General features: G+C 57.8%; 16 protein-coding genes. 10 read left to right on the top strand and 6 right to left on the bottom strand.

Annotated elements, in window-relative coordinates:
• On the bottom strand, window positions 1-1,455 hold the full coding sequence (ftsY, locus tag ACNQ0T_RS16555; protein ID WP_241512297.1) for a signal recognition particle-docking protein FtsY: 1,455 nt from the start codon (window positions 1,453-1,455) through the stop codon (window positions 1-3).
• 126 nt (window positions 1,456-1,581) lie between these two features.
• Between ftsY and rsmD the strand changes: the two genes are divergently transcribed.
• Both rsmD and ACNQ0T_RS16565 read left to right on the top strand, forming a co-directional pair.
• Window positions 1,582-2,184, top strand: a complete 603-nt coding sequence (rsmD, locus tag ACNQ0T_RS16560; RefSeq protein ID WP_063853835.1) for a 16S rRNA (guanine(966)-N(2))-methyltransferase — start codon at window positions 1,582-1,584, stop codon at window positions 2,182-2,184.
• Window positions 2,168-2,449: a DUF1145 family protein gene (locus ACNQ0T_RS16565; protein ID WP_022649670.1), complete on the top strand. Its 282-nt coding sequence runs from the start codon at window positions 2,168-2,170 to the stop codon at window positions 2,447-2,449. Before rsmD ends, ACNQ0T_RS16565 begins: the two co-directional genes overlap by 17 nt.
• Before the next feature lie 87 nt (window positions 2,450-2,536).
• On the opposite strand, the gene ACNQ0T_RS16570 is transcribed toward ACNQ0T_RS16565, so the two are convergent.
• The gene (locus ACNQ0T_RS16570; protein WP_022649671.1) at window positions 2,537-2,896 is read right to left on the bottom strand and encodes a DUF2500 domain-containing protein; all 360 of its coding nucleotides are present in this window, start codon (window positions 2,894-2,896) and stop codon (window positions 2,537-2,539) included.
• 129 nt (window positions 2,897-3,025) lie between these two features.
• On the opposite strand from ACNQ0T_RS16570, the gene ACNQ0T_RS16575 reads away from it, so the two are divergent.
• Complete coding sequence (locus tag ACNQ0T_RS16575) at window positions 3,026-3,652, top strand: lysoplasmalogenase (RefSeq protein WP_163346983.1); 627 nt, start codon at window positions 3,026-3,028, stop codon at window positions 3,650-3,652.
• Window positions 3,653-3,728: 76 nt separating this feature from the next.
• Entirely contained in the window at window positions 3,729-5,900 is a 2,172-nt protein-coding gene (zntA, locus tag ACNQ0T_RS16580) for a Zn(II)/Cd(II)/Pb(II) translocating P-type ATPase ZntA (RefSeq protein ID WP_417930246.1), read from the top strand.
• An 89-nt stretch (window positions 5,901-5,989) separates the two neighbouring features.
• Here zntA and ACNQ0T_RS16585 read toward each other — a convergent pair whose 3' ends face one another.
• The 4 genes from ACNQ0T_RS16585 to tusA form a co-directional block, all read right to left on the bottom strand.
• The gene (locus ACNQ0T_RS16585) at window positions 5,990-7,276 is read right to left on the bottom strand and encodes a TRAP transporter large permease (protein ID WP_022649674.1); all 1,287 of its coding nucleotides are present in this window, start codon (window positions 7,274-7,276) and stop codon (window positions 5,990-5,992) included.
• 10 nt (window positions 7,277-7,286) lie between these two features.
• On the bottom strand, window positions 7,287-7,796 hold the full coding sequence (locus ACNQ0T_RS16590; protein ID WP_023298808.1) for a TRAP transporter small permease: 510 nt from the start codon (window positions 7,794-7,796) through the stop codon (window positions 7,287-7,289).
• A gap of 12 nt (window positions 7,797-7,808) precedes the next feature.
• On the bottom strand, window positions 7,809-8,780 hold the full coding sequence (locus ACNQ0T_RS16595) for a TRAP transporter substrate-binding protein (protein ID WP_022649675.1): 972 nt from the start codon (window positions 8,778-8,780) through the stop codon (window positions 7,809-7,811).
• Window positions 8,781-9,014: 234 nt separating this feature from the next.
• Window positions 9,015-9,257, bottom strand: coding sequence for a sulfurtransferase TusA (gene tusA, locus ACNQ0T_RS16600; protein ID WP_000130627.1), 243 nt, complete (start codon window positions 9,255-9,257; stop codon window positions 9,015-9,017).
• Between the two features lie 169 nt (window positions 9,258-9,426).
• Between tusA and ACNQ0T_RS16605 the strand changes: the two genes are divergently transcribed.
• From ACNQ0T_RS16605 to ACNQ0T_RS16630, 6 genes are all read left to right on the top strand, one after another.
• Window positions 9,427-10,092, top strand: coding sequence for a 7-cyano-7-deazaguanine/7-aminomethyl-7-deazaguanine transporter (locus ACNQ0T_RS16605; RefSeq protein ID WP_022649676.1), 666 nt, complete (start codon window positions 9,427-9,429; stop codon window positions 10,090-10,092).
• Between the two features lie 72 nt (window positions 10,093-10,164).
• Window positions 10,165-10,722, top strand: a complete 558-nt coding sequence (locus tag ACNQ0T_RS16610) for a DcrB family lipoprotein (RefSeq protein ID WP_022649677.1) — start codon at window positions 10,165-10,167, stop codon at window positions 10,720-10,722.
• Window positions 10,723-10,857: 135 nt separating this feature from the next.
• The gene (locus ACNQ0T_RS16615) at window positions 10,858-11,907 is read left to right on the top strand and encodes an AI-2E family transporter (protein WP_003861270.1); all 1,050 of its coding nucleotides are present in this window, start codon (window positions 10,858-10,860) and stop codon (window positions 11,905-11,907) included.
• A 125-nt stretch (window positions 11,908-12,032) separates the two neighbouring features.
• Complete coding sequence (locus ACNQ0T_RS16620) at window positions 12,033-12,755, top strand: beta-ketoacyl synthase chain length factor (RefSeq protein WP_023307137.1); 723 nt, start codon at window positions 12,033-12,035, stop codon at window positions 12,753-12,755.
• Window positions 12,752-13,567, top strand: a complete 816-nt coding sequence (locus ACNQ0T_RS16625) for a lysophospholipid acyltransferase family protein (protein ID WP_417930247.1) — start codon at window positions 12,752-12,754, stop codon at window positions 13,565-13,567. The genes ACNQ0T_RS16620 and ACNQ0T_RS16625 overlap by 4 nt, the downstream gene beginning before the upstream one ends.
• Window positions 13,548-13,805, top strand: coding sequence for a phosphopantetheine-binding protein (locus ACNQ0T_RS16630; protein ID WP_003861263.1), 258 nt, complete (start codon window positions 13,548-13,550; stop codon window positions 13,803-13,805). The genes ACNQ0T_RS16625 and ACNQ0T_RS16630 overlap by 20 nt, the downstream gene beginning before the upstream one ends.
• Window positions 13,806-13,807 lie beyond the last annotated feature (2 nt).

Raw genomic sequence — 13,807 nt, forward strand, 5'->3', positions numbered from 1 at the left:
TTAGTCCTCTCGGGCAAATAGTGCCTCAATAAAGTCGTCCGCTTTAAACGGACGTAAATCCTCAATACGCTCGCCCACACCGATATAACGGATAGGAATGCCGAACTGGTCGGCCACGGAGAAGATCACCCCGCCTTTCGCGGTGCCGTCCAGCTTGGTCAGCGTGATCCCGGTCAGTCCTACCGCTTCATTGAACAGCTTCGCCTGGCTGATGGCGTTCTGTCCGGTGCTGGCGTCGATAGTCAGCATAATTTCATGCGGTGCATCTTCGTCCAGCTTCTTCATGACGCGAACGATTTTCTTCAGCTCTTCCATCAGGTGCGATTTGTTCTGCAAACGCCCTGCGGTATCTGCAATCAGCACGTCCACGTTACGCGACTTCGCCGCCTGGATGGCATCGAAAATCACGGACGCGGAATCCGCGCCGGTGTGCTGGGCAATGACCGGAATATTGTTGCGCTGGCCCCACACCTGGAGCTGTTCCACCGCTGCCGCACGGAAGGTATCGCCCGCCGCCAGCATCACCGATTTGCCCTGCTGCTCAAACTGGCGCGCCAGCTTGCCGATGGTGGTGGTTTTACCCACGCCGTTGACGCCAACCATCAGAATAACAAAGGGCATTTTGCCTTCAATATTAAGCGGTTCGTCAACTTTTGCGAGAATTTCACCCATCTCGTCTTTCAGCAGGCCGTACAGCGCCTCGGCGTCACGCAGCTGTTTGCGGTTCGCCCCTTCGGTCAGGTTGGCGATGATTTTCCGGGTGGTTTCCACGCCCACGTCCGCAATCAGCAGTTGCTCTTCCAGCTCCTCAAACAGATCGTCGTCGATCTTCTTGCCGCGGAACAGACTGATAAATCCGGAACCTAAGTTTTCTTTGGTTTTGAGCAGGCTGCGCTTCAGGCGCGCGAAGAAACCTTCTTTGGTCGGTTTTTCCTGCTCCTGAACGATCTCTTCTTCGGCCTGCTCTTCCACCGGCACGACGATGACCGCTTCTTCAGCCGCTTCCGCCGCCAGCGCCTGGGCCTCCAGCTCTTCGTCGGTCAGCTCAGGCTCAAGGGCCGCTTCTTCTTCCACCGCCTCAACAATTTCAACGGTTTCCGCTTCGGCCTGCCACTCTTCGGCAGAAACCTCTTCAGCTTTCACCTCTTCCGGCAGCGCTTCGTGTTCGATAGCGGCCTGCGGCGCTTCGGTAAGGGTTTCAACGATAACCGGCTCTGGTTTTTCGCTCTCCTGAACCTGTTCGGTAACCTCAACCACCTCTTCGGCAAAGGATTCAATCTCTTCTTTGCTGTGGGCTGGCTCTTCCGCTTCGACAACCGCAGCGGTTTCGACAGGCGTTTCAGGCTGTGACTGCTCTTCTACAACCTGCTGTTCTTCGGTTTTCTGTTCTGTTTCTTGCTCTTTTTCACCGAAACCCAACCAGGAAAAGAAGCCACGTTTTTTTTGTTTTGCCATCTGCGACTACACTCCTCGCGGCGCTATATACAGGGAAGCTAAAAAAATGATGAAATAGTCTAACACTTTACTTAATTGACATCACCGCCCGCAATCGCAGGGCATTGTTAACAGAGCTTTCCTGAGATGAAGAAACCCACCCGCGCCCCGGCCGGACAAATTCGCATTATCGGCGGTCAGTGGCGAGGCCGGAAATTACCGGTGCCGGACAGCCCCGGTTTACGCCCTACCACGGACCGCGTTCGCGAGACGCTGTTTAACTGGCTCGCCCCGTCAATGGTAGACGCCCATTGCCTGGACTGCTTCGCCGGAAGCGGTGCATTAGGGCTGGAAGCGCTGTCGCGCTATGCTGCGAGCGCCACGCTGCTGGAGATGGAGCGCGGCGTCGCGCAGACGTTGCAGCAAAATTTGGCTACGCTGAAAGCAACCAACGCCAAAGTGGTGAATACCAACACGCTGAGCTTCCTCGCGCAACAGGGGACGCCGTTCAACGTGGTGTTTGTTGACCCGCCGTTCCGTAAAGGGCTGCTGGAAGAGACACTATCCCTGCTGGAGCAAAATGGCTGGTTGGCGGACGACGCGCTGATTTACGTTGAAAGCGAAGTGGAAAATGGTCTGCCGCCCGTTCCCGTTCACTGGGATCTGCACCGCGAGAAGGTCGCCGGCCAGGTGGCTTATCGTCTATATCACCGTCAGGCACAAGGAGGATCCGATGCCAGTACTGATTAACGTAGGGCGCTTGCTGATGCTGGGCGTCTGGGCTTTTTTGATTTTGAATCTGGTGCACCCGTTCCCGCGTCCGCTGAATATCTTCATTAACGTGGCGCTGATTTTTACCGCGTTTATGCATGCCTTACAGATGGTGATGCTGAAAAACGGACTGCCGAAAGATAGCCCACCGATGACCGGCTGGCAGCAGCTGCGGGTGTTTATTTTCGGCGTATTTGAGCTGCTGGTGTGGATGAAGAAGTTTAAGGCGCAGGTGAAGAAGTAACCCCCTCACCCTAACCCTCTCCCCGAAGGGGAGAGGGGACGCTTACACCCTCTCCCCTTCGGGGAGAGGGCCGGGGTGAGGGGAAAATTACTGCTCCGGTTCAAACCCTTCAAACCGCGACCCTTTGTAGCTCAGCGTGCCTTTCTCCCCCACCGTCAGCTGGTGGTACTGCTGCGCCTCCAGTCGGAAGGTCATCTCCAGCCCGCCGGTTTCCGGCTTAAAGCTCGCTTCATAGCGCATCGTTGTGCCCGCAGGCGTCACCTGCTGCTGGCGGGATCGGCGGTCATTAAGCGGTTTCTCGCGCTTGTTCGTCACCACCACGCGCTTTTGCATCAGCGGTGCGGCATCGTTGTCGGCCTTCTCACGGCGCTGCTGCACGAAGCGAAACGAGGCGGCAATGACGATAATCGCCAGCACGACAATAAAAAACAGCGGCATCTTGCTCATTGAAAAATCCCATCAGATTATGCGGAATTCAGGATACCTCGCCTGCCCCGGCATTGCCAAACGCCCGCTCGCGTCACTACACTGGATCAGAAACTGATCATTCAGCCTCAACAGTTACAGGGAGTTAATATGCTTTGGTCATTTATCGCTGTCTGTTTTTCCGCATGGCTTTACGTCGATGCGTCTTACCGTGGCCCAGCCTGGCAGCGCTGGTTGTTTAAACCCGTCACGCTATTGCTCCTGCTGTTGCTTGCCTGGCAGGCACCGATGTTTAACGCCATCAGCTATCTTGTCCTCGCGGGGCTGTGTGCGTCCCTGATTGGCGATGCCTTAACCCTGCTGCCGCGCCAGCGTCTGCTGTACGCCGTGGGGGCATTCTTCCTGTCGCATCTGCTCTATACCATCTACTTTGCCAGCCAGATGACGCTCTCCATCTTCTGGCCGCTGCCGCTGGTGCTGCTGGTGATTGGCGCCCTGCTGATCGCGGTGATCTGGTCGCGTCTGGAAGAGATGCGTCTGCCGGTGTGTACGTTTATCGCCATGACGCTGGTGATGGTGTGGCTGGCGGGCGAGCTGTGGTTCTTCCGTCCGACAGCGCCTGCGATGTCCGCGTTCTTCGGTGCCGTACTGTTGCTGTTGGGTAACATCGTCTGGCTGGGCAGCCACTATCGCCGCCGCTTCCGTGCGGATAATGCGATTTCTGCCGCCTGTTACTTTGCCGGACACTTCCTGATTGTGCGTTCACTGTATATCTAAATAACGCTTGACTCTGGAGTCGACTCCAGAGTGTATGCTGCGGTTAATGAGAAAATTATCATTACCGGAGACTGCCATGTCGACTCCAGAAATACCTAAAAAAGTTCCCAAATTCTCGGCACTTAAGCTCAGCCCGGTTCCGCCAAAAGAGGACTGCTGCTGCGAGGGCGCATGCGAAACGCAAACTCAAACGCTGCCTGAAAGCGGCAATCACTACAGCTGGGTCGTCAACGGCATGGACTGCGCGGCCTGCGCCCGCAAAGTGAAAAACGCGGTGAAGCAGGTGCCGGGCGTGAGCCACGTTCAGGTGCTGTTCGCTACCGAAAAGCTGCTGGTCAGCGCCGAAAACGACGTCAGCAGACAGGTTGAAGCCGCCGTCAGCAAAGCGGGTTATACCCTGCGCAGCGAAACGGCGCCCGCAGAAAAAACGTCCCCGCTAAAAGAAAACCTGCCCCTTATCACCCTCATCATGATGATGGCCCTGAGCTGGGGGCTGGAGCAGATCAACCACCCGTTCGGCAACCTGGCGTTTATCGCCACCACGCTGGTTGGCCTGTTCCCGATTGCCCGTCAGGCGCTGCGTCTGATGAGAAGCGGCAGCTGGTTTGCCATCGAAACGCTGATGAGCGTGGCGGCTATCGGGGCGCTGTTTATTGGCGCGACGGCGGAAGCGGCGATGGTGCTGCTGCTGTTCTTAATTGGCGAACGCCTTGAGGGCTGGGCGGCGAGCCGGGCGCGTAAAGGGGTGAGCGCGCTGATGGCGCTAAAGCCGGAAACCGCCACGCGGGTTATTGATGGTCAGCGTGAAACGGTCGCCATCAACACCCTGCGACCGGGTGACGTGATTGAAGTGCCCGCAGGCGGACGTCTGCCAGCCGATGGGGCCCTCGTTACCGCCACCGCAAGTTTTGACGAAAGTGCCCTGACCGGGGAATCCATCCCGGTAGCGCGCGCGGCGGGTGAAAAGGTGCCTGCGGGCGCCACCAGCGTCGACCGACTGGTGCAGTTGACGGTCCTTTCCGAACCGGGCGACAGCGCCATCGACCGCATCCTCAGACTGATTGAAGAGGCCGAGGAGCGCCGCGCGCCGGTAGAACGCTTTATCGATCGCTTCAGCCGGATTTACACCCCCGCCATCATGCTGGTGGCGCTGCTGGTCACCGTCGTCCCGCCGCTGTTCTTCGGCGCACCGTGGGAGGGCTGGATTTACAAAGGGCTGACGCTGCTGCTGATCGGCTGTCCGTGTGCGCTGGTGATCTCCACCCCGGCGGCGATTACCTCCGGGCTGGCGGCGGCGGCACGTCGCGGGGCGCTGATTAAGGGCGGCGCGGCGCTGGAGCAACTGAGTCAGGTCCAGCACATCGCCTTCGATAAAACCGGCACGCTGACCGTCGGCAAGCCGCAGGTGACCGGCGTGTATCCGCAGGACATCAGTGAAGACGCCCTGCTGACGCTGGCCGCTGCCGTGGAGCAGGGCTCCACCCACCCTCTGGCGCAGGCGATTGTGCGTGAAGCGAAGGGCCGCGGGCTGAACATCCCTCCGGCAACGGCCCAGCGAGCGCTGGTCGGGTCAGGGATTGAAGCTGTGGTCGAAGGCAAAAAAGTGCTGATCGCCGCGGCGGACGCGCGCTCTACTCCACAGGTTGAGGCGCTGGAGCAGGCCGGGCAGACGGTCGTTACCGTGATGCAGGACGGTGTGTCGATGGGCATGCTGGCGCTGCGCGACACCCTGCGTGACGATGCGAAAGAGGCCGTCGACGCACTGCACAGGCTGGGAGTACAGGGCGTGATCCTGACCGGCGATAATCCGCGCGCGGCGGCGGCGATTGCAGGCGAGCTGGGGCTGGAGTTTAAGGCCGGATTGTTGCCTGCGGATAAAGTCAGCGCGGTAACCGGGCTGAACAGCAACGCCCCGCTGGCGATGGTCGGGGACGGAATAAACGATGCCCCGGCAATGAAAGCTTCCAGCATCGGCATTGCGATGGGCAGCGGCACCGACGTGGCACTGGAGACCGCCGACGCGGCGCTGACGCACAACCGCCTGACCGGGCTGGCGCAGATGATAGAACTTGCGCGGGCAACGCGCGCCAATATTCGGCAGAACATCGCCATTGCGCTGGGTCTGAAGGGGATTTTCCTGGTCACCACGCTGCTCGGCATGACCGGACTGTGGCTGGCGGTACTGGCGGATACGGGGGCGACGGTGCTGGTTACGGCGAACGCGTTGCGGCTGTTGCGTCAAAGGTAAAAGTGAAACGGCAACCGGGTTGCCGTTTCTCGTGTTTGCCCCCTCTCCCCGCGGGAGAGGGCCGGGGTGAGGGCATCAGGCCGCACGCGTCACTGCATCCCTAACAGCCCCGGCAACCACAATGAAATCGCCGGAATGTACGTCACCATCCCCAGCACGACCAGCAACATACCGTAAAACGGCAGCATCGCCCGCACCACGTGTTCGATCTTCTGCTTACTCACCGCGCTCGCCACGAACAGCACCGACCCGACCGGCGGCGTGATCAGCCCAATCCCCAGGTTAACCATCATGATCATCCCAAAATGCACCGGGTCGATACCCAGTGCATTGGTCACCGGCAGCAGCACCGGCGTCAGGATCAGGATGATAGGCGCCATGTCCATCAGCGTGCCAATCAGCAGCAGCATGATGTTGAGGTACATGAGGATCACGTACTTGTTATCGGAGAGCGATGTGAAGAATTCGGTGATGCGCATCGGCAGTTGCATGTAGGTCATCACCGCCCCAAACGCCGCGGCAAAGCCGATTAAAATCATCACGATGGTGACGGTTTTCACCGTGCGGCACATCAGCTTCGGCAGTTCGCTCCACTTGTAGTCGCGGTAGATAAACATGGTGACGAAGAACGCCCACAAGCAGGCCACGGCGGCAGATTCGGTGGCGGTAAAAATCCCGGACAAGATCCCGCCGAGGATAATCACCACCGTCATCAGCCCCCACAGGGCATCGAGCATAATTTTCAGCGCCTGCCTGAACGGGATTTTGTCCCCCTTCGGGTAGCCGCGCTTGCGGGCGAAGCACAGGCAGAGCACCATCAGGCTCACGCCCAGCAGCAGGCCCGGCAGCACGCCCGCGATAAACAGCGTGGCGATGGAGACCGTTCCCCCCGCCGCCAGGGAGTAAATCACCGAGTTGTGGCTGGGCGGGATCAGAATCGCCTGCACCGACCCGCTGGCCGTCACCGCCGCCGCGTATTCGCGCGGATAACCCTTCTTCTCCATCTCCGGGATCATCACGCTGCCGATAGACGCCGTATCCGCCACCGACGAGCCGGAAATCGCGCCGAAGAACGTCGAGGCGACAATGTTCACCAGCGACAGCCCACCGCGGATAAAGCCGACGAACACGTAGGCGAAATTCACCAGCCGTCGGGCAATGCCCCCTTCCGCCATGATCGCCCCGGCAAGAATGAAGAACGGGATTGCCAGCAGGGTAAATTTATTGACCCCGCTGGTGATCTGGATCATCAGCGCCTCCAGCGGCAGGTCAATCCACAGCGCGCCCGCCACGGCGCTTAAGCCGACGGCGAAGGCCACAGGCATCCCCAGCGCCAGCAAAATGGCGAGGGTGAATAACAAAACAAAAGCATCCATTGTTCACCCCTTAACTGTGATTGCCGATCAGCACGACCGGACGGTTTTCCTGCGAGCCAAACAGCAGGCGTTCAAGCACAAACAGGATCAATATGGCCGACCCGACAGGCAGAGGCAGATAGCTTTCGCCGGAGGTCAGGAGCGGAAACTCCGCCACCGGCTGCTCCCACAGCTCGACGCACAGCCAGTAGCTGTACCAGCACATCAGGCCAGAAATCAGCAGCATCAGCAGATCCACTACCCGCGCGCACAGCCTTTGCAGCGACGCGGGCAGGCGGTCGGTAAGCATGTTGACCGCTATATGCGACCCGGCGCGGTAGCTCACCGCCGCGCCGATGAAGGTAAACGTCACCATGCAGATAATGGCGATCGGTTCCGGCCAGGATTCGCCGCGATTGAGCACGTAGCGTGAGAAGATGCCGATGGGGATGACAATCGTCATCACCAGCAGCGAGAGACCCGCCACCGCCATGGCGAGCAGGTACAGACGATCCATCCACTTCAGGTAGAGTTCGGACATACGTACTCCGGATTACTGAACGTCAGCGATGGCTTTCATCAGATCCTGATGCTTGTCGCCATACTGCGCGCGCACCGGCTCAGTGGCTTTGATGAACACCGTTTTGTCGATATCGTGGAACTTCACGCCGCCGGCCTTCATTTTCGCCAGCGCCTGGTCGTTATACGCATTCCACAGCTTGCGCTGCTCGAACTGCGCTTCGCGGGCCAGCGTCAGGATCTTTTGCTGTTCGTCAGCGCTGAGCTTGTCCCATTTCACTTTGGAGTAGAGCAGCATTTCCGGAGTGATAAAGTGGCCGCTCAGCGTGTAGTTTTTGGCGATCGGCATGTAGTTGTGGGCGATAAAGGTTGGCGGGTTGTTCTCCGCGCCATCGATCACCCCGGTCTGCATGCCGCTGTAAACCTCGCTGACGCCCATCGCCACCGAGTTCGCCCCCATCGCTTTCAGCGTGGCCAGCGCCACCGGGCTACCCTGAACGCGGATCTTCTTCCCTTTCAGGTCTTCCGGTTTAACGATTGGCTCTTTGGTGATCAGGTTGCGGGTGCCGGAATCCATCCAGCCGAGGAAGACCAGGCGCGATTTCGGGTTGGCGGTCAGCTTGTCGCCAATCTGCTTGCCGATATCCCCGTCGATCACCTTGTGCATGTGGTCTTCATCGCGGAATACGTAGGGCAGCGTAAACACTTCGATATCCGGCAGGATGGCGGCAACCGGCGCCATAGAGACGCGGATCATGTCTATCGCCCCCATCTGCGCCTGCTCAATCATCTGCTTTTCATCCCCCAGCACGCCGCCGGGGAAGACCTTAATCTCCAGCTTGCCATCGGTTTGTTGTTTGAGTTTTTCACCCATCTGCTGAACCGCCACCACGTTCGGGTAGCCTTCAGGATGCACATCGGCGGCTTTGATGGTCTGGGCAGAAACGGTGCAGGCAAAAGCAGACAGGCACAGAGCAGCCAGTAACGGCTTGAGGGTCGTTTTCATTGAGTCAACTCCAGGGTAGTGAAATAAGCGTTAAAACGATGTTTTAGTTTTTGACGTTTAAAAATTAGACTACGGCTGGAAAAAGGAGGGTGAAGCGCCTCACAAAAAGCGCGAAATTTTGAAACGATGGTTCGAAATTGTGATGAGTACTTGTCGGGTGGCGGCTGCGCCTTACCCGACCTACTACACCCGTAGGCCCGTGCAAGCGAAGCGCCGCCGGGCGTCAGGCCGCACTTACCCCTTACGAATCAAATACCGGTACGGCAAGGTCTCGGTTTGCTGCGCCACCAGCTCATGTTCCATAAAGGTACAAAAGCCGGGGATATCACGGGTGGTAGCCGGGTCATCGGCGACGATCAGCAGCGTTTCGCCGCTCTGCATGTTACGGACGGTCTTACGCACCATCATTACCGGCTCCGGGCAACGGAGGCCCTGAGCATCAAGCGTGTGGTCTGGGCTGGAAAACAGGTCGGTCATGTTCTTCTCGTTCAGGTAAAAACGGCTGTAGTTTACGCCCCGCTATCGCCAATGCAAACCAGGTTAACGATTGCGTGAAAATTAGCCATTGCAAAGTGTCGTCAAAGCAGTATCATGCGGCGGCTTTATTGGGTTCCCTCACCCCAAATATTAATCAAAAAGGTACAATATGAACTCCTTTACACAATCGCAGCGCGTCAAGGCGTTGTTCTGGCTTTCGCTATTTCATCTGCTGGTGATCATCTCCAGTAACTATCTGGTACAGCTCCCCATCTCCATTTTTGGTTTCCATACCACCTGGGGCGCGTTCAGTTTCCCGTTTATTTTCCTTGCGACGGATTTAACCGTGCGTATTTTTGGCGCACCGCTGGCGCGGCGGATTATTTTTGCGGTGATGATCCCGGCACTGTTTGTCTCCTACGCCATCTCCTCGCTGTTTTACATGGGCAGCTGGCAGGGCTTCGAAGCGCTGACGCACTTCAACCTGTTCGTCGCGCGTATTGCCGCCGCCAGCTTTATGGCCTATGCCCTGGGGCAGATCCTCGATGTCCACGTGTTTAACCGCCTGCGTCAGAACCATCGCTGGTGGATGGCACCAACGGCTTCCACGCTGTTCGGTAACGTGAGCGATACGCTGGCCTTCTTCTTCATTGCCTTCTGGCGCAGCCCGGACGCCTTCATGGCAGAACACTGGATGGAAATCGCTCTGGTGGACTACGCCTTTAAGGTGCTTATCAGCCTGGTCTTCTTCCTGCCGATGTACGGCGTGCTGTTGAATATGCTGCTGAAAAGACTGGCAGATAAATCTGAAATCTCCGCATTGCAGGCAGGTTAAGGGTTCGCTTTATCAGTTGTGATAAGATGAACGAATGAGCCGCTATGGCCGTTTATCGAAAGGAAGAAGTCAATGCGCAATCTGGTTAAATATGTCGGGATTGGCCTGCTGGTTGTTGGCCTTGCAGCCTGTGATAACAGCGACACCAAAACGCCTGCTCAGGGCGCGTCAGCAGAAAGCAACGCCACCGGTCAGCCGGTGAGCCTGATGGATGGCAAACTCAGTTTCTCTCTGCCCGCGGACATGACCGATCAGAGCGGTAAGCTGGGCACCCAGGCGAACAACATGCACGTCTACTCCGATGCCACCGGGCAAAAAGCAGTCATTGTGATTGTCGGTGACGATACCAGCGAAGATCTGGGTGTGCTGTCCAAACGTCTGGAAGATCAGCAGCGCAGCCGCGACCCGCAGCTTCAGGTGGTGACCAATAAGTCTATCGAGCTGAAAGGCCACACGCTGCAACAGCTGGACAGCATCATCTCCGCCAAAGGCCAGACCGCTTACTCCTCCGTGGTTCTCGGCAAGGTAGATAATAAACTGCTGACCATGCAGATCACTCTGCCTGCAGATAATCAGCAAAAAGCGCAGGCAACCGCTGAAAACATCATTAACACCCTCGTGATCCAGTAATCGTTCACCAGGATGACGTGGCCTCCGTCGCTTGCGCCGGGGGCCATTTTTTTTCCATGACTTTAAGACTAACGCTCCAGACGAAGCGAATCCGGCGCACTACAATTAGCAAGCCCCCCGGAAAAAGGAATTCTTATGACTGCCAGCCCGCCCGACAAAGCCGGACTTCATATTTTATTAAAACTCGCCTGCCTGGTGGTTATCCTTGCGGGTATCCATGCGGCGGCGGATATCATTGTTCAGCTTCTGCTGGCGCTGTTTTTCGCCATCGTCCTCAACCCGCTGGTGACGTGGTTTTTACGCCGGGGCATCAGCCGCCCGGTCGCGATTACCATTGTGGTGATGGTGATGCTGGTTGTCCTGACGGCGCTGTTCGGCGTGCTCGCCGCCTCGCTGAGCGAATTTTCCACCATGCTGCCGCAGTACAATAAAGAGCTGACGCGCAAGCTGGTCGATCTCCAGCGCATGTTGCCGTTCGTTAATCTGCATATCTCACCGGAACGGATGCTGCGCCGGATGGATTCCGAGAAGGTGATGACCTACGCCACCACGTTGATGACCGGGCTTTCCGGGGCAATGGCCAGCATTCTGCTGCTGGTGATGACGGTGGTGTTTATGCTGTTCGAAGTGCGCCACGTGCCGTATAAGCTGCGTTTTGCCCTGAACAATCCGCAGATCCACATTGCCGGCTTGCATCGCGCGCTGAAGGGTGTGTCCAAATATCTGGCGCTGAAAACGCTGTTAAGCCTGTGGACCGGCGTGATCGTCTGGCTGGGGCTGGTGCTGCTGGACGTGCAGTTCGCGCTGATGTGGGGCGTGCTGGCGTTTTTACTGAACTACGTGCCCAATATCGGCGCGGTGCTTTCTGCCGTTCCGCCGATGATCCAGGCGTTCCTGTTTAACGGTTTTTATGAGTGCATGCTGGTAGGAGCGCTGTTCCTCGTCGTGCATATGGTGCTGGGCAATATTCTCGAACCGCGCATGATGGGTCACCGTCTGGGCATGTCGACGATGGTGGTGTTTTTATCGTTACTGATCTGGGGATGGCTGCTGGGACCGGTGGGCATGCTGCTCTCCGTGCCGCTCACCAGCGTCTGTAAAATCTGGATGGAAACCACGAAAGGAGGCAGTAAACTCGCCATTCTGCTGGGTCCGGGTCGGCCAAAAAGCCGTTTGCCGGGATAACCGGGTGGAAAGGGTTAAAAGTGACGTTTATTCGCCAGCGCGACGACAACATTGTACGATGTGCGCAGCAAATCGCGCTGGCGAAGAAAAAGTCACAGAAACAGGTTTATCGCGGACGCGCGTAGATGAAATTTACACTTACCCTTATCGACTGGCAGGCAAGAGCGCCAGGACTCAGCGATGCCGACGAATGGCAGGCATGGTCACGCCGGTCTGACGCCATCGATCCTGATGCACCGCTGGCGAAACTGACCGATCTGCCGATGATGACCGCCCGCCGCCTGAATTCAGGCAGCAAGCTGGCCGTTGATCTTGGCCTGATGATGCTGCGCAAACACCGCATCGACGCCGTCGTCTACAGCAGCCGTCACGGGGAGCTGGAACGCAATTTTCGTATTCTCCAGGCCCTGGCGGCAGATCAGCCCGTTTCCCCCACCGATTTTGCCATGTCGGTACACAACTCGGCGGTCGGCAATCTCACTATCGCCGCGCGTCAGCCGGTTGTCTCTTCGTCGGTTTCCGCCGGTATGGATACCTTCCAGCAGAGCTTATGCGAGGTGCTGAGCCTGCTGCATGCGGGCTACTCACGCGTGTTATTGGTAGATTTCGACGGTCTGCTGCCGGAGTTTTATCACGCCGGGCTGCCGCCGCAGATGCCCGTCTGGCCCTACGCGCTGGCGCTGGTAATTGAGGCCGGAAATACGCTCAGCTGTGAAACGCACGCCAACCGCAGGCCTGAAGAGCCGGCGCTGCCGCAAAGCCTGCAGTTCCTGCGCCATTACCTGCGGGACGAGCGCCAGTTTACCCTGCCGGGCGAGCGCCTGCTGTGGCAATGGACGCGCCAATGAGAGGGTTACGTTCCCGCCTCGATCGGGTATGGCGCATGCTGATGACCGGATTGTGCTTCGCCCTGTTCGGCCTCGGCGGGCTGACGCTGTCGCTGGTGTGGTTTAACCTGCTGCTGATTTTCCAGCGCGACCGCACCCAACGTCGCCGCCTGGCACGCCGCACTATTTCTGCCAGTTTTCGCCTGTTCCTCGCGGTGGTACGCGGTGCAGGGGTACTGGATTACCGTTTCAACAACCTGGACGTTTTGCGCGCCGAGCGGGGCTGTCTGGTGATTGCGAACCATCCCTCGCTGCTGGACTACGTTCTGCTGGCGTCGGTGATGAACGAAACCGACTGTCTGGTGAAAAGCGCGTTGCTGCGTAACCCGTTCGTCAGCGGCGTGATCCGCGCGGCGGACTATCTGATTAACAGCGAAGCCGACACGCTGCTTGCCGCAAGCCAGCAGCGTCTGGCCCAGGGCGACACCCTGCTTATCTTCCCTGAAGGCACCCGCACCCGGGTGGGGGAAGCCATTACCCTGCAACGTGGGGCGGCGAATATCGCCGTTCGCTGCAACAGCGCCGTGCGCGTGGTGGTGATCCACTGTAGCGAACGGATGCTGGATAAACAGAGCAGCTGGTATAACGTGCCCCCCAACAAACCTGTTTTCACCGTGGATGTTCGCGAACGCATCAACATTCATGATTTTTATGATGCGAGTCAGCACGAACCCGCGCTGGCAGCAAGGCAGTTAAACCGGCATATGCAGCATCAGTTAACAACCGGTCTTCAATCTTTGTCAGGAACGAAAGATGCAAGCTCTCTATCTTGAAATTAAGAATCTCATTATCTCTACGCTGAATCTGGAAGAACTTACCCCAGAGGATATTGATACAGACGCCGCGCTCTTTGGCGACGGCCTCGGTCTGGACTCAATCGACGCCCTTGAGCTGGGGCTGGCGGTAAAAAATCAGTACGGCGTAGTGCTTTCTGCCGAAAGTGACGAGATGCGTCAGCACTTCTATTCCGTTGCCACGCTCGCGGCTTTTATTCATCAACAACGCGCCTGAGA

The organism is Enterobacter cloacae complex sp.6700776 (assembly GCF_048284255.1).
GTDB lineage: Bacteria > Pseudomonadota > Gammaproteobacteria > Enterobacterales > Enterobacteriaceae > Enterobacter > Enterobacter intestinihominis.